This window comes from Pseudoalteromonas sp. MMG012 (assembly GCF_018100875.1).
Taxonomy (GTDB): Bacteria; Pseudomonadota; Gammaproteobacteria; order Enterobacterales; family Alteromonadaceae; genus Pseudoalteromonas; species Pseudoalteromonas aurantia.
In genome coordinates, this window is sequence record NZ_JAGJEF010000003.1 from 97,054 (window position 1) to 113,534 (window position 16,481).

The following is a 16,481-nucleotide window of genomic DNA, read 5'->3' on the forward strand; positions in this document are numbered from 1 at the left end:
AAAAAGCTTCGACAACTTACAGCAAATCCTTTCCTTAGTTTAAAGAATATTGGTCCAAAAGTACTCGTGATCAATGAACTTAGCCAAATTCATGACAATTTTTGTTCTAGCGCAATAAAAAAGTCATAAAACGTCTATATAGTGCGCAGCATAGAACGAAGTAACTTAAGGATATTCAACATGGCTTCAATGAACTTAAACCGCGTTTACATTCCCGCTAATGCGCGTAATAACCAATATATATTGGCTGAATTTAAACCCGAAAATGAATTTTACGATTGCTTTGATAACCTAAAAAGTTGCTACGAACGTATAGCCCGACAACTGTTTGCATTATGTGACGAATACGAGTTACATAATGTACATCTCATTGCCAATGATAAGCTGCCCATTGTGCGGTTTCACGAAGAATCACATTGCTTGCAAACAGAAAAGCAAATTCTATTTTTCTACAACCCACAATACCATGAAGCCCATAAAACTTACTACCATGATGACACCGCAGCAAAGAAGATACGGCTATTATTTCTAGCCACTGGGGATGATATTAGAGCTAATGCGGCGCATTTTCATAACAAAGTAACCAAAACGCTCGACGCATTACATAACGCCCTAACATTCAAGAATGTGACATTTAAGGTTCGAGACCATCAACATTTAACCTATGACGTTTTTGCTAAATCCAAAGGTAATAAAGAAAGTTATGGATATAAGCTACGCAGTTTATATCCCCGGTATCAAGCAAGAAATTGCACATTACCAGCCGACCACTCGGAAATGACATATGCCACATTTAGCATACCTGTGACCCGCTCCCTTAAAACTGAATATCAACACTTATTACTCAGTGACGACTGTTCACAGTTTTACAAAACCATCGAAGATCTATTTTTGTCTGCATGTACCAATAAACATCTTACACACTCTGCTTTTGTTGCGAATGGACGATTGCCAATAATCAGAAACAGTAGAACGGATAAGTCGGACGGAAATTGTGAATTACAAAAATTAAGCTTCAATATTGACAATAGTGATGTAAAAATTAAATCTATTTGGCAATCGGATGGTTTAGTCGACACAATGCATTTTGTGGTTGTAGCCAAAGCCTCTGATAAAAAAGATGTTGGCTATGGTAAATTCATGAATCAAGTTGAATCTATGGTCAAAACATTCACATCCTCTTTAGCGATATCTCCGCAGAAGCAAGATATTAACATTCGTTTTTTCCAGCATATTAGTTATCAATATTAGCATTAATGTATAGTTAGGAAGAGATCTTATCTCTTCCTAACTTCTTAGAGCGATACATTAGCTCATCAACCGCCTTGATAAGTGTATCTTTGGAGTAATCTGAGCTATTTACAACACCCGCACTAAACGTGACCGCTTCACTATCATGAGATAAATTTTCTCTCAATACTGCCTGAAGCATCTCTAACCTTTGTGTTAGCTGTGATACATCCATAAATTGACACACCACAACAAACTCTTCGCCCCCATAACGACAAACTACATCAGCGTCGTCTCGAAAATGAGACCTTAAATGCTGACCAAATCGTACGAGTATTTCATCGCCGATGTCATGTCCGGATACATCATTAATTCGTTTAAAATAATCAAGATCTAGCATGGCTAAACTAAATGACTGCTTTTGGTGGGACAACTTATCAATATGCTCTTGAAAGTATCGCCTATTGAATAATTCAGTTAACGGGTCCCTATACGCAAAGTTACGATTAACTAAGCTCGCTTTACGTTGTAAATAAGCAAAAAGACCGATGCTAATACAGCTCAAAAAGGCAATAAAAATATACGCTCTACTCAATTGCTCTTCTTTTTCTAATTCAGCAAGGTTCGCCGCTTGTGCTTTGAGTTTCTCATTTGTCAGCGCTAACTTAAATTTATGCTGTTCCGCCTCAAAAAAACTTTGCGCTTCTTGCTCTAACACTTCTTTCGTTGCTAATTCATTTTCTTCTAGCAATCTAATATAGCGATTCAATACCGCAATACTGCCGATATAGTCTTGCTGCAAATCCAATACATGCGCTTTTAATTTAAGTGTTCTACGCATGTACCTATTATTCAAAGGACTCTGATAATTGTCCAATATAGACAGCGATTCTTTTAAATGGATTTGTGCTTGTGCATAACGGCTCATCGAAGACAGTGCTTTGGCTAAGTTGTTATGCAAAACGATGAGATGTGCCGGGTTAACAATAGCTTTATATTCTAATTCTTTTGCCTGCAAAAAATAGTCGACGGCTTCATCATACTCCTTTAACAATAAAGAGACCTTACCTAGGCCCGCGTTTGCCCAAAAATGATAGCGTGGCAGTGTTAAGCGTTTGGCGCTCACGAGCATGTCTGAATAACAAGATCTGGCTTTTTCAACAAGCTTAGAACGTAATAAAGCCATGCACAAATTGTATTTTATTGGTAGTCCATCCAATACATTTTGTGTTTGTACAGCGAGAACATTGGCTTGATTTGCAAACTCGATGGCTTTCCGGTGATATTTAAGTGTTGAATAATAAGCTGTGAGGCTGTCTAATACAGCTAATTTACTCACATCTCCAATATCATTTCTCATGATATAAGCATGGGCCGCTTGTACAGATTTCAGCGCTTCACTATATTCTTCTCGCCAAATAGAGATCACAGCTTCCATAGCTTGAACCCTAACTAACATAGCGGAGTCTTTAACATGCGTAAATGCCCGTTTAGATTGTTTAACTAAACGCTTCGCATCATCTAAGTGACCCTGCTCAATAGCAAAAAAGCTTCGATATAAATACCAGTACCCTGCCCCCCAAGAGAATTGTTGCGTCTTAAGTGTTGAAGAAAAGCGCGAAAATTCCTTTTTAGAACGTTCTATATGACCGGCAAAAAAAAATGCTCTTGCGCTCAAAGCACTTAAGAAAAATTCAGTGTCGGCAGAGTTTGACGTATTAATCCAGCGGTTTGCTAGTTCAATATGTAGTTCTGGTGATTTGAGTACTTGTTGTTCCAATTCCAAAAAGTCATTTCCGCTCGCCTGTACTGGTTGAAAACACGACAACCAAACAAACATAGCGACCATTGCTAAAAATACTTTCACCACTACATCAACTCATCAATTTGTATTAGTATAATGTAATGTTTTGTAAAGCAAATGGCAACAAAAAAGGCCCCTTATGGGACCTTTTTTAAGCAAGAGTTGGTGATTACCAACCCGCTTTTTCTTTTAGTGCAACACCGATGTCTGCAAGAGAACGTACAGTTTTAACACCAGCTGCTTCTAGTGCAGCAAACTTCTCGTCAGCAGTACCTTTACCGCCAGCGATAATTGCACCAGCGTGACCCATGCGCTTACCTTCTGGAGCAGTAACACCAGCAATGTAAGAAACAACAGGTTTAGTCACGTTAGCCTTGATGTATTCTGCAGCTTCTTCTTCTGCAGTACCACCAATCTCACCGATCATGACGATCGCTTCTGTTTGGTCATCTTTTTCGAACATTTCTAATACGTCGATAAAGTTAGTACCTGGGATTGGATCACCACCGATACCAACACAAGTAGATTGACCGAAACCAGCGTCAGTAGTTTGCTTAACCGCTTCGTACGTCAGAGTACCAGAACGAGAAACAATCCCTACTTTACCTGGCTTATGAATGTGACCAGGCATGATACCAATCTTAGTTTCACCCGGAGTGATAACACCTGGGCAGTTAGGACCGATCATACGAACACCCGATTGGTCTAGCTTAACTTTAACGTCAACCATATCAAGTGTTGGAATACCTTCCGTAATACATACGATAAGCTCAATACCTGCATCGATTGCTTCTAAAATAGCATCTTTACAAAATGGAGCTGGTACGTAGATAACTGATGCAGTAGCACCTGTCTCTTGCACTGCATCACGTACAGTGTTGAATACAGGTAAACCAAGGTGCGTTTGACCGCCTTTACCCGGAGATACACCACCAACCATTTGCGTGCCGTACTGAATAGCTTGCTCTGAGTGGAAAGTACCTTGACCACCAGTGAAACCCTGACAGATTACTTTAGTAACTTTATTAATTAATACAGACATTATTTGCCCTCCGCAGCAGCAACAACTTTCTCAGCAGCATCAGTTAGAGATTCTGCAGCGATAATGTCAAGGTCAGAGTTAGCTAAAACTTCACGACCTAGTTCAGCGTTAGTACCTTCTAAACGTACTACTACTGGTACTTCAACGCCAACTTCTTTCACTGCGCCGATGATGCCTTCTGCAATCATGTCACAACGAACGATTCCGCCGAAGATATTTACCAATACAGCTTTAACATTGTCATCAGAAAGGATGATCTTAAATGCTTCAGCTACACGCTCTTTAGTTGCACCACCACCAACATCTAGGAAGTTAGCTGGTTTACCGCCGTGTAGGTTTACGATGTCCATAGTACCCATCGCTAGGCCTGCACCGTTAACCATACAACCAACGTTGCCATCTAGCGCTACGTAGTTTAATTCAAAGCTTGCTGCATGTGCTTCACGTGCATCTTCTTGCGAAGGATCGTGGAACTCACGGATTTTAGGTTGGCGGTATAACGCATTACCATCAATGCCAATTTTACCGTCAAGACAGTGAAGGTTGCCTTCGTCTGTCACAACTAGAGGGTTGATCTCTAAAAGCGCAAAGTCATGATCATTAAACATTTTTGCTAGACCCATGAAGATCTTAACAAATTGTTTCATTTGAACTGGATTTAGGCCTAATTTAAAGCCTAATTCGCGACCTTGGTAAGCTTGAGGGCCTACTAATGGATCGATTTCAGCTTTATGAATAAGCTCAGGTGTTTCTTCGGCAACAGTTTCTATTTCAACGCCACCTTCAGTAGATGCCATGAAAACAACTTTACGAGTTGCACGGTCTACAACAGCGCCAAGGTATAATTCGTTTGCGATGTCTGTGCAGCTTTCTACTAAGATCTTAGCAACTGGCTGACCTTTTTCGTCCGTTTGATAAGTAACTAAGTTCTTACCTAACCAGTTTTCAGCAAATGCACGGATTTCGTCTTTGCTATCTGCTAGTTTAACACCGCCCGCTTTACCACGGCCACCGGCGTGTACTTGACATTTAACTACCCACTTGTCGCCGCCAATCTTAGCAGCTGCTTCTACAGCTTCCTGAGGAGTATCGCATGCGAAACCCTCAGATACTGGTAAACCATAGTCGGCAAACAGTTGTTTTGCCTGATACTCATGCAAATTCATGATGCTTTATCCAATTTCTTGTACTAAAAAAGCTGAATATTTATGCAAATAATCAGCTATCCCAAAATGCGCCCCTAGTATAGATCCCAAGGGTACTTATGAAAACCCTAGTTAGACCAAAGGCGCAAAAAAAAAGCTGTATGGACTAACATACAGCTTAATATCTAATCAGCTTGCTTATACATCCAGCAACAGACGTGTTGGATCTTCAAGAAGCTCTTTAATCGCTACCAAGAAGCCAACCGATTCTTTACCATCAATTAGGCGATGGTCATAAGACAATGCTAAATACATCATTGGTAATATTTCAACTTTACCATTCACGGCCATTGGACGCTCTTGTATTTTGTGCATGCCTAAAATAGCAGCTTGTGGCAAGTTTAGAATTGGCGTAGATAACAGTGAACCAAATACACCACCGTTGGTAATTGTGAAATTACCACCCGTCATATCTGCCATTGATAGCTTACCATCACGGCCTTTGATTGCTAAATCTCGAATGCCATTTTCAATACCCGCCATACTCAACTGATCTGAGTCGCGCAATACTGGCGTTACAAGACCACGAGGTGTAGAAACTGCAATCGAGATATCGAAGAAGTTGTGATACACAATATCATCACCGTCAATTGATGCATTTACTGCAGGGTAACGCTTAAGCGCTTCAGTAACTGCTTTAACATAAAAAGACATAAAACCAAGACGTGTGTCATGTGTTTTTTCAAACAAGTCTTTATACTGCTTACGAAGGTCCATGATAGGCTTCATGTTAACTTCATTAAACGTTGTTAACATTGCCGTAGAGTTTTTAGCTTCAAGTAAACGCGTCGCAATTGTTTTGCGCAAACGCGTCATTGGTACGCGTTTTTGTGTACGCTCACCTAAATCAGCAACAGGCGCTGGCGTTGACGCAGCTTTAGTTGGAGCTGTTTTCGCCGCCGGTGCTGACAAGAATGCATCAACATCTTCTTTAGTAATACGCCCGTTTTTACCAGAGCCTTTAATAGCAGAAGCATCTAGGCCTTTCTCTGCGATTAAACGACGAACTGAAGGCGTTAATACATCAGAGCTATCGTCATTTGCTGAACTTGCTTCAGTCGCCGCAGTTGGAGTGGCTGGCGCTGCAGAACCGCTGCTAATTTTACCGATAACTTGCTCACCTAGTACGGTATCACCTTCAGCGTGAATGTGTTCACCCATTACACCGTCTTCCGGTGCAACAACTTCTAATACCACTTTATCGGTTTCAATATCTACCAAGTTTTGATCACGGCTTACCGCTTCACCTGGTTGAACGTGCCAAGTTGCAATTGTAGCATCTGCTACTGATTCTGGAAGTACTGGTACTTTGATGTCCACTTCGTTACCTTCTGATGCTGTAGTGGCTACTGCCGCTGCTGGTTGTTCATTTGATTGCTGAGCTGGTGCGCTTGCTGATGCACCAGCTGCACCTAAAAGTGCAATAACTTGTTCACCTAGAACAGTCGCTCCGTCTGCTTGTGAAATCTCAACGACAACACCATCTTCTGGAGCTACAACTTCTAGTACTACTTTATCTGTTTCAATATCAACAAGGTTCTGATCTCGCGTTACAGTATCACCAACGCTTACATGCCAAGTTGCAACTGTCGCATCTGCAACAGATTCAGGAAGAACAGGAACCTTAATTTCGGTTGTCATCTCTTATCCCTTATTTTTAATTGTTAAGGCGTCAGCAACTAACGCGTTTTGTTCTTTTGTATGAGTCGACATATAGCCACATGCTGGTGCCGCAGACGCTTCACGCCCCGCGTATGAAAGATTAGCACCTGACGGGATAGCTTCCCAGAAATGATGTTGAGAGCAATACCACGCCCCCTGATTTTGTGGTTCTTCTTGACACCAAACGAAATCTTTAACGTGCTGATACCGTGCCATAACTTCATCCATCTCCTGATGAGGGAATGGATATAATTGTTCAACACGTACTATCGCTACATTGTTGAGCTCTAATTTACGTCGTTCTTGCAACAATTCGTAATAGACTTTACCACTACAAAATACAACGCGTTCCACAGTTGCCGGATCGATATCATCAATCTCATCAATCATATTGTGGAATACACCATCTGCCAATTCATCTAAAGATGACACAGCCAATGGATGACGCAATAATGATTTTGGCGTCATTACTATCAATGGACGACGTAACGGTCGTACAGACTGACGACGTAGCATCGCATATACCTGAGCTGGCGTTGAAGGTACACATACTTGCATATTGTGATCAGCACACAATTGCAAATAACGCTCTAAACGTGCAGAACTATGCTCTGGACCTTGCCCTTCATAGCCATGTGGTAATAACATTGTTAAGCCACACAAGCGGCCCCATTTTTGTTCACCTGAGCTTAGGAATTGGTCAAATACAACTTGTGCACCATTTGCAAAATCACCAAACTGCGCTTCCCACAATACCAACGAGGTTGGTTCTGCCGTCGTATAACCATATTCAAATGCTAATACAGCTTCTTCAGATAAAACGGAGTCATAAACTTCAAAGTTACCTTGATCAGCATGGATATTTTGCAGTGGTAAATATGTATTACCTTCAGCTTGATCATGAACAACTGCATGACGATGGAAGAACGTTCCTCGACCAGAATCTTGCCCGGTCATGCGGATATTAACACCGTCATCAACAAGCGTTGCATAAGCAAGAGTCTCTGCCATACCCCAATCCAATGGCTTTTCACCAGATGCCATTAATTTACGATCTTCGTAAATCTTTTTAACTCGAGATTGTGCTTTATGACCTTCTGGATATGAAGAGATTTTTGCACTCAGTTCTTTTAGTTTTTCAACCGGAACCGTTGGGTCGTAAGCTACATCCCAGTCGTGACCTACAAACTTTGACCAATCAGATGAATGCTTCGTATCAGGACGAATCTCTTCAACAACACACTCACCATTATCCAAGCCATTTCGATAGTCATTGGCAAGTCGCTTAGCATCGTCTGCGCTTAATACACCTTCGCTTGCTAACTTGTCCGCGTATAACTGACGTGGTACTGGGTGTTTTTTGATCTTTTTGTACATCACAGGCTGCGTTGCGCTAGGCTCGTCAGCTTCGTTATGACCATGGCGACGGTAACATACTAAATCGATAACAACATCACGGTGGAACTTATTACGGAAGTCAAGTGCTAACTGTGTAACAAACGTAACGGCTTCAGGGTCATCAGAATTAACATGGAAGATAGGTGCCTGAACCATTTTAGCAATGTCAGTACAATAATCTGTAGAACGTACATCTTCTTGCTTACTCGTTGTAAAGCCTACTTGGTTGTTTACGACAATACGAATTGTACCGCCCACACCAAACGCACGAGTTTGAGATAAATTAAATGTTTCTTGAACAACACCTTGACCCGCAATAGCTGAATCGCCATGAATAGTTATTGGTAATGCTTTAGAACCATTTTTACACCCTAAACGCTCTAGACGCGCTCGAACAGAGCCCATAACTACTGGGTTAACAATCTCTAAGTGAGATGGGTTAAACGCCAACGCCATATGAACGTCACCACCTTCTGTGGCGAAATCAGATGAAAAGCCCATATGGTATTTAACATCACCCGAGCCCGCTGATTCACCATATTTTCCAGCGAATTCGTCGAATAATTCTTGTGGGTTTTTACCGAGTACGTTTACTAAAACGTTTAAACGGCCACGGTGCGCCATCCCAATAACCGCTTCTTCTTGACCACTTTCACCAGCGCGATGAATCAGTTCCTTAAGCATTGGTACTAAAGCGTCACCGCCTTCAAGAGAAAAGCGCTTTGCTCCAGGGAACTTAGCACCAAGATATTTCTCTAGGCCATCAGCAGCGGTTAAGCCTTTTAATATGCGTAGTTTTGTTTCTTTGCTAAATTTAGGCTGTGAGAAGGTAGATTCAACACGTTGTTGTAACCAACGCTTTTCTTCTGTAGAAGTGATATGCATATATTCTGCACCAACAGACCCACAGTACGTGGTCTTCAAGGCCGAATATAAGTCTTTCAACTTCATTGTCTCTTTACCGGAAGCAAAAGAGCCAATGTTATATTCTTTTTCTAGGTCCGACTCCGTTAAATCGTGATATTCGAGTTCCAAATCTCGAACTCTTTCACGCTTCCATAATCCTAACGGGTCAAGGTTGGCATTTTGATGCCCTCGAAACCTAAATGCGTTTATGAGTTGTAGCACGCGAACTTGCTTGGCATCTGATGTGCCACTTGCTGCAACAACTACTTCTCTGTGTTTGTTTTTAGCAAGATCTTTAAACTGAGCTCTTACCTCGGAATGTTTAACATCAACATCCACACCATCAACTTTAGGAAGTTGATCAAACACTTCTCGCCATTCTTCTGGCACTGAAGTCGCATCGTCAAGATACGCTTCATAAAGCTCTTCTACATAAGCTACGTTTCCGCCGTACAAATGCGAAGATTCTAGCCATGCCTTCATCACACCTTCGTGCATTTATTAGCCCTTTTTTCTAGCGCAGAAATTTAATTATTAACAAGATGGCATACTATGCATGCCATCTTACTGTTTAAATATGTATTAAACCGAACGATTTAACAACATAGATTTTATATGACCAATGGCTTTAGTTGGATTCAAGCCCTTAGGACAAACGCTAACACAGTTCATAATACTGTGACAGCGGAATACGCTGAACGCATCATCAAGATCAGCCAATCGTTCTTCTGTTGCCGTATCACGTGTATCTGCTAAGAAACGATAAGCATGAAGAAGACCTGCTGGACCTATGAACTTGTCTGGGTTCCACCAGAACGAAGGACATGAAGTCGAACAACACGCACATAAAATACACTCATATAAACCATCTAGCTTGTCACGATCTTCTACAGATTGAAGACGCTCTTCGCCACCCGTTGGCTTATCATTGATAAGAAACGGCTTAACTTTTTCATACTGAGTGTAAAACTGGCTCATATCAATAACTAAATCACGTATCACTGGTAAACCAGGTAACGGACGTAGAATGATTTTGCCTTTTCCATTTTTTTGTAGTGCTGATATAGGCGTAATACATGCAAGGCCATTTTTACCATTCATGTTCACACCATCAGAACCACATACACCTTCACGACAAGAACGACGGAAAGAAAGTGAAGGATCCTGCTCCTTTAAGAGTAAAAGCGCGTCCAACACCATCATGTCACGACCTTCTTCTACTTCCAGCTTATATTCCTGCATATGTGGCGCATTGTCCACATCAGGATTATAACGATAAACAGATAACTCTAAAATTGCCATCGTTGTGCTCCTAGTAAGTACGTGCTTTAGGCGGGAATGCTTCACGAGTCTTAGGCGCGTAATTTACTTCACGCTTACTCATAACTTCCGTTTCTGGGTTAAATACAGTATGACACAACCAATTTTCATCATCACGATCCGGATAATCAAAACGAGAGTGTGCACCACGGCTTTCAGTACGGAAATTAGCGGCTACCGCTGTTGAATATGCAGTTTCCATCAGGTTATCTAATTCAAGACACTCAATTCTTTGCGTATTATATTCTGTAGATTTATCGTCTAAGCGAGCATGCTGTAAGCGTTCACGGATCTCTTTCAGCTGTTGTAACCCTTCAGCCATCGAGTCACCTTCGCGGAATACAGAGAAATTTAACTGCATACATTGCTGTAGATCTTTTTTGATCTGTACCGGATCTTCACCTTGACCTTTGCTCGAATTTTCCCAGCGATTATAACGCGCAAATGCCGCATCGATGTTATCGCTTGACGCTTGCTTAGTCACTTCAGCATTTGCTAAGTACTCACCTAAGAAGTTACCCGCAGCACGACCAAATACAACTAAGTCAAGCAATGAGTTACCACCTAGACGGTTAGCACCGTGTACAGATACACAAGCGATTTCACCAACCGCAAATAAACCTTCAACGAGTTTATTGTTACCCTCAGCATCAACGCTCAATACCTGACCGTTAACGTTTGTCGGTACACCACCCATCATATAGTGACAAGTTGGAATAACTGGAATTGGCTCTTTAGCTGGATCAACGTGTGCAAACGTTTTAGATAGGTCACAAACACCTGGTAAACGTTTATACAGCGTTTCTTCGCCTAGATGATCAAGTTTCAGCTTAATGTGCGGGCCTAAAGGACCATCACAGCCACGACCTTCACGAATTTCTGTCATCATTGAACGCGCAACAACATCACGAGAGGCAAGGTCTTTCGCGTTAGGTGCATAACGTTCCATGAAACGTTCGCCATCTTTATTTAAAAGATAACCACCTTCTCCACGACAACCTTCTGTAACAAGCGTTCCCGCGCCCGCGATACCCGTTGGATGGAACTGCCACATTTCCATATCTTGCATCGGAATACCAGCACGAGTTGCCATACCAACACCATCACCGGTGTTAATATGTGCGTTAGTCGTTGATGCAAAAATACGTCCTGCACCACCGGTTGCAAGTACGACGGCCTTTGATTTGAAGAAAGTGATTTCACCCGTTTCAATCTCAATTGCAGTACAACCTACAACATCACCGTTATCGTTTTTAACAATATCTAACGCATACCACTCAGAGAAAACATTGGTTTTATTTTTTACGTTTTGCTGATAAAGCAAGTGTAATAGTGCATGACCAGTACGGTCAGCAGCAGCCGCTGTACGTGCTGCTTGCTCACCACCAAAATTTTTCGATTGACCACCGAAAGGACGCTGATATACACGGCCATTTTCAAAACGAGAAAACGGTAAACCCATATTCTCTAATTCAGTAATCGCTTCAGGACCTGTTTGACACATATATTCAATCGCGTCTTGGTCACCGATAAAGTCTGACCCTTTGACCGTATCGTACATGTGCCATTCCCAGTTATCTTCATGCGAGTTTCCTAGCGCAACTGTGATACCACCTTGTGCTGAAACTGTATGAGAGCGTGTTGGGAAAACTTTCGAAATCAATGCACACGTTTTGCCTGATTCAGAAATTGCAAGCGCTGCACGCATACCAGCACCACCGGCACCAATTACAACAGCGTCAAATTCACGGACATGATATTTCACTTAAACACCCCACAAAACAAACAGGCCTATTGCTACATAAGCAAGTGCCATCAGGTTTAACACGAAGCCAAGTACCGAACGTAATGTCGAACACTTTACATAGTCTGTTAATACTTGCCATAAACCAATAGTTGTATGAACCATAATGCATACAAGCGTGACCAATGTCGCAGCTTTAACAGCTAGGTTAGAAAACAAACCCTGCCATGCTTCAAATGTTAACTCAGGAGTTAGAAGTAAGTAGCCAACGATAAATACAGCATAAGCTGCAATTATTAACGCGGTTGTACGCAGTGAAACGTAATCTTGTACGCCATCACGCTTGAGAGTTGCTTGATTTAAGACCATATCCACACTCCTGCCAATATTGCTACAATCACAGAAAGTGCAATCGCGATATTAGCGCTGCTGTTACCTGACTCTAATTCTTCCCAATGACCCATGTCTTGGATCAAATGACGGATACCAACGATTAGGTGATATGCCAACACAGAAAGCGTGCCCCACGCGATGAATTTTGCAACGAAGCCGTTAAACAGCCCCTTTACTAATTCAAAACCTTCAGGAGAAGAAAGAGATTCAGACCATGCCCAAATGACGAAGGTTAAAGCGAAAAATAATGCAACACCCGTTACACGGTGCAGAATTGATGCTTTAGCCGTTGCCGGCATCGATATAGTCGTAAGATCTAGATTTACAGGTCTTTGCTTTTTCACAGTTACTTGCCCATCTTGCCCACAAAGGAGCTCATCTACTTTGTTTTTATAAAATCCACTTGCACGACATGCACAAATGGCACACTCTAGGTATACCTGCTTTTTCAACGAACCGATCTTAATTCATTCTGTTTGTTGTAAAAAAAGGTTTACCCACAGACGATACGGTGTAAAACCTATCACAGTATATAAGGCCGTGCGCGCTTTTACAATTCTTGTTTAGATTGAGACGCTTGCGAATTAGCCAATGGTATAATATTTAATCTCTACAGAATATTTATTATACATCTTTGCATAATTCCAAGAAAAATTGACTTTATACCCTAGTTTTACGTTAAAATGATCTGAATTTGCTTAACATTAGTATCACAACATAACAATCAGAATTGTTATTCCATAGGAGATAAATAGATGGCAGATAAAAAAGCCACTGTCCATATTGATGGTCACGACCCAATCGAGCTACCAATTTATTCGGGTACCGCTGGTCAAGATGTAATTGATGTTCGTACTTTAGGTGCTCACGGCCACTTCACTTATGACCCAGGTTTTATGTCTACCGGTTCTTGTGAATCATCTATCACCTACATCGACGGTGGAAAAGGTGTACTGCTACATCGCGGTTACCCAATTGAGCAGTTAGCTGAGCATTCAAATTACATTGAATTATGTTATTTATTGCTAAACGGTGAGTTACCAACAGCTGAGCAACATGCTGAATTTTCAGATGAAATCACACGTAACACCATGATGCACGAGAAAATCGCTGCATTCTTCCAAGGTTTTCGCGTTGACTCTCACCCAATGGCTATACTTTGTGGTGTTGTTGGTGCATTATCATCGTTCTATCATGATGATTTAGATATCTCAGATGCAGACCAACGTCAGCGCAGTGCTATCAAATTAGTTGCTAAGTTGCCTACCATTGCAGCAATGGCGTACAAATATAACGTTGGTCAACCATTCGTTTACCCACGCAACGATTTAAGCTATGCAGAAAACTTTTTGCATATGATGTTCTCTGTCCCAGCTGAGGATTACACGGTTAACCCTGTTGTAGCTAAAGCTATGGATCGTATTTTCATGCTGCACGCTGATCACGAACAAAATGCTTCAACGTCTACAGTACGTTTAGCTGGTTCATCAGGTGCTAATCCTTACGCATGTATTGCTGCTGGTATCGCCTCACTGTGGGGACCTGCTCATGGTGGTGCAAACGAAGCTTGTCTTAACATGCTTGAAGAAATCGGTTCGCTTGACCGTATCGACGAGTATGTCGCGAAAGCAAAAGACAAGAGCGACCCATTCCGTTTAATGGGCTTTGGTCACCGCGTATACAAAAACTTCGACCCGCGTGCGACAGTAATGCGTCAAACATGTCATGAAGTTTTGAAAGAGTTAAACATTCAAGATCCATTACTCGACGTCGCTATGCGTTTAGAGCAAATCGCGCTTGAAGACCCATACTTCATCGAGAAAAAGCTATATCCGAATGTAGATTTTTACTCAGGTATCATCTTGAAAGCAATTGGTATTCCAACAAGTATGTTCACTGTGATCTTCGCAATGTCACGTACTGTTGGTTGGATCTCGCACTGGGATGAAATGCTATCTCAAGCAGGACACAAAATTGGTCGTCCGCGTCAGCTTTATACTGGCTACGCACAACGCGACTATGCGGACTCTGCAAAACGATAACGTAAAGTCTTAAAAAAAGGCCGCTATTAGCGGCCTTTTTTATTGCATCTTACACAGATCAAATTACAATCCCTTCGTTATATTTGCCGGAATAATATTGAAATGAACATAATTGCTGAGTTGCGCCATGACTTTCCTGTACTCTCTCAATCTATTGAAGGTCAGCCTTTAATCTACCTTGACTCTGGTGCGACCAGCCAAAAGCCTCAGAGTGTGATTGATGAGATAAACGATTTTTATAGTAAAAACAACTCAAACGTACATAGAGGTTTACACTCACTTAGTGAAAATGCAACATCGAAATACGAATATGTGCGGACACAACTGGCTAAATTTCTATCCGTTAATTCCAAAGAAGTGGTTTGGACCAGTGGTGCAACTGAAAGCCTTAACATTATCGCCTCTGGTTTAACATGTGATCTAAATTCACAGGATATTATTCTAATTAGTGCATTAGAGCACCATGCTAATATTGTTCCATGGCAACAAGCAGCGCAAGAAAGCGGTGCAAAGATAGCTATCATGCCCATAAATAAACAAGGAATTTTGGATATACCAGCTGCAATCGCTATGATTGAAGACTTAAAACCCAAAGTTATGGCATGCACACATGCATCTAATACGCTTGGTAATATTAACCCCATCGCCAAGCTAATTGATGCAGCGAAGAAAGTTAATGCCATTACCGTGATTGACGGCGCACAAGCTTTTCTTCATTTAAGGCCTAATCTGTCACAGTTAGATTGTGATTTCTATGTTGGCTCAGCCCACAAAGCATTAGGTCCTACAGGGCTTGGATTCTTATATGGGAAATTTAAAAAGCTCAACGCACTAAGCGTTTTCAAAACAGGCGGCGAAATGATTGACAAGGTAACATACGAATCGTCAAGTTACCGAGAGGCCCCAGCTAAATTTGAACCAGGGACACCAAACATATCAGGTGTATTAGGGTTTGGAGCAGCCATCAATTATTTAAATAAGCTTGACCCTATCGTGCTTCATCAATACGAACAAACCTTATATTCGTACTGTCTTAATCAATTACAAGCAATCGATGGCATCATTATTTATGGCGACACGCAAAATAATATAGGTACAATTAGCTTTAATTATCGCGACGAGCACCATTATGACATTGCAACGTTACTCAATAGCTATGGCATTGCTTTGCGAAGTGGCCACCATTGTACGCAACCACTTATTGCTGAACTAGGTATTCAGGGTACATTAAGAGTAAGCCTCGCCTTTTATAATTCACACAATGACATAGATACATTTATTACTGCTTTAAAAAGCAGTATTAAATTAATCGCAGGATAAGATTTGAACTATCAAGAAATACAAAACCAATTAAAAAAGACCCAAAGTTGGCAACAATGTTATCGAGAAATAATGCTATTTGGCAAACAGCTGCCCGTTATACCCGACTGCTTAAAGAATGATGATGCCCTTATACAAGGGTGTGAAAGCAAAGTCTGGTTGCATATTGATTTAGATGAAAGCCGGGGAACAATTCTATTAATTGGTGACTCTGACACCCGTATCGTCAAAGGGCTATTCACAATTATTTCAAGTATGTATAACGACATAACCCCTACCGAAGCTAAAAATATTGATGCTTACGCTGAGTTTGAGTCTCTCGGACTAATAAAGCACCTGAGCCCGTCACGTGGTAATGGTATTCAAGCCATTATTAAGGCCATACAAGAAAAGCTTTCTCAGTGGTAAATCACCG

General features: G+C 41.4%; 13 protein-coding genes. 4 read left to right on the plus strand and 9 right to left on the minus strand.

All coding sequences use genetic code 11. The features are described from left to right. Window positions 1-180: 180 nt before the first annotated feature. A complete protein-coding gene (locus tag J8L97_RS01970; protein WP_211047676.1) occupies window positions 181-1,251 on the plus strand; it encodes a DUF3083 family protein in 1,071 nt (356 codons plus the stop codon). Between the two features lie 13 nt (window positions 1,252-1,264). On the opposite strand, the gene J8L97_RS23910 is transcribed toward J8L97_RS01970, so the two are convergent. From J8L97_RS23910 to sdhC, 9 genes are all read right to left on the minus strand, one after another. Continuing rightward, window positions 1,265-3,100 (minus strand): tetratricopeptide repeat-containing diguanylate cyclase, encoded by a 1,836-nt coding sequence (locus tag J8L97_RS23910; protein WP_211047677.1) that lies wholly within the window; start codon window positions 3,098-3,100, stop codon window positions 1,265-1,267. A 103-nt stretch (window positions 3,101-3,203) separates the two neighbouring features. Further along, window positions 3,204-4,076: a succinate--CoA ligase subunit alpha gene (gene sucD / locus J8L97_RS01980; protein ID WP_211047678.1), complete on the minus strand. Its 873-nt coding sequence runs from the start codon at window positions 4,074-4,076 to the stop codon at window positions 3,204-3,206. Beyond that, the gene (gene sucC, locus J8L97_RS01985; RefSeq protein WP_192507251.1) at window positions 4,076-5,242 is read right to left on the minus strand and encodes an ADP-forming succinate--CoA ligase subunit beta; all 1,167 of its coding nucleotides are present in this window, start codon (window positions 5,240-5,242) and stop codon (window positions 4,076-4,078) included. The genes sucD and sucC overlap by 1 nt, the downstream gene beginning before the upstream one ends. Before the next feature lie 177 nt (window positions 5,243-5,419). Further along, complete coding sequence (gene odhB, locus J8L97_RS01990) at window positions 5,420-6,922, minus strand: 2-oxoglutarate dehydrogenase complex dihydrolipoyllysine-residue succinyltransferase (RefSeq protein ID WP_211047679.1); 1,503 nt, start codon at window positions 6,920-6,922, stop codon at window positions 5,420-5,422. Window positions 6,923-6,925: 3 nt separating this feature from the next. Next, window positions 6,926-9,745: a 2-oxoglutarate dehydrogenase E1 component gene (gene sucA, locus J8L97_RS01995; RefSeq protein WP_211047680.1), complete on the minus strand. Its 2,820-nt coding sequence runs from the start codon at window positions 9,743-9,745 to the stop codon at window positions 6,926-6,928. Between the two features lie 84 nt (window positions 9,746-9,829). Continuing rightward, window positions 9,830-10,549, minus strand: a complete 720-nt coding sequence (locus tag J8L97_RS02000; RefSeq protein ID WP_192507248.1) for a succinate dehydrogenase iron-sulfur subunit — start codon at window positions 10,547-10,549, stop codon at window positions 9,830-9,832. A 10-nt stretch (window positions 10,550-10,559) separates the two neighbouring features. After that, window positions 10,560-12,332 carry a succinate dehydrogenase flavoprotein subunit gene (gene sdhA / locus J8L97_RS02005; protein ID WP_192507247.1) on the minus strand — a complete coding sequence of 591 codons (1,773 nt, stop codon included), beginning with the start codon at window positions 12,330-12,332 and terminating at the stop codon, window positions 10,560-10,562. Next, complete coding sequence (gene sdhD / locus J8L97_RS02010) at window positions 12,333-12,680, minus strand: succinate dehydrogenase, hydrophobic membrane anchor protein (RefSeq protein ID WP_192507246.1); 348 nt, start codon at window positions 12,678-12,680, stop codon at window positions 12,333-12,335. Further along, a complete protein-coding gene (gene sdhC, locus J8L97_RS02015; protein ID WP_192508535.1) occupies window positions 12,671-13,048 on the minus strand; it encodes a succinate dehydrogenase, cytochrome b556 subunit in 378 nt (125 codons plus the stop codon). The genes sdhD and sdhC overlap by 10 nt, the downstream gene beginning before the upstream one ends. A gap of 411 nt (window positions 13,049-13,459) precedes the next feature. Here sdhC and J8L97_RS02020 point away from each other — a divergent pair, with 411 nt between their 5' ends. The 3 genes from J8L97_RS02020 (at window position 13,460) to J8L97_RS02030 (ending at window position 16,474) form a co-directional block, all read left to right on the plus strand. Further along, the gene (locus J8L97_RS02020) at window positions 13,460-14,746 is read left to right on the plus strand and encodes a citrate synthase (RefSeq protein WP_211047681.1); all 1,287 of its coding nucleotides are present in this window, start codon (window positions 13,460-13,462) and stop codon (window positions 14,744-14,746) included. Window positions 14,747-14,848: 102 nt separating this feature from the next. Next, entirely contained in the window at window positions 14,849-16,066 is a 1,218-nt protein-coding gene (locus tag J8L97_RS02025) for an aminotransferase class V-fold PLP-dependent enzyme (protein ID WP_211047682.1), read from the plus strand. Window positions 16,067-16,069: 3 nt separating this feature from the next. Next, window positions 16,070-16,474: a SufE family protein gene (locus tag J8L97_RS02030; RefSeq protein WP_211047683.1), complete on the plus strand. Its 405-nt coding sequence runs from the start codon at window positions 16,070-16,072 to the stop codon at window positions 16,472-16,474. The last annotated feature ends 7 nt before the right edge of the window (window positions 16,475-16,481 follow it).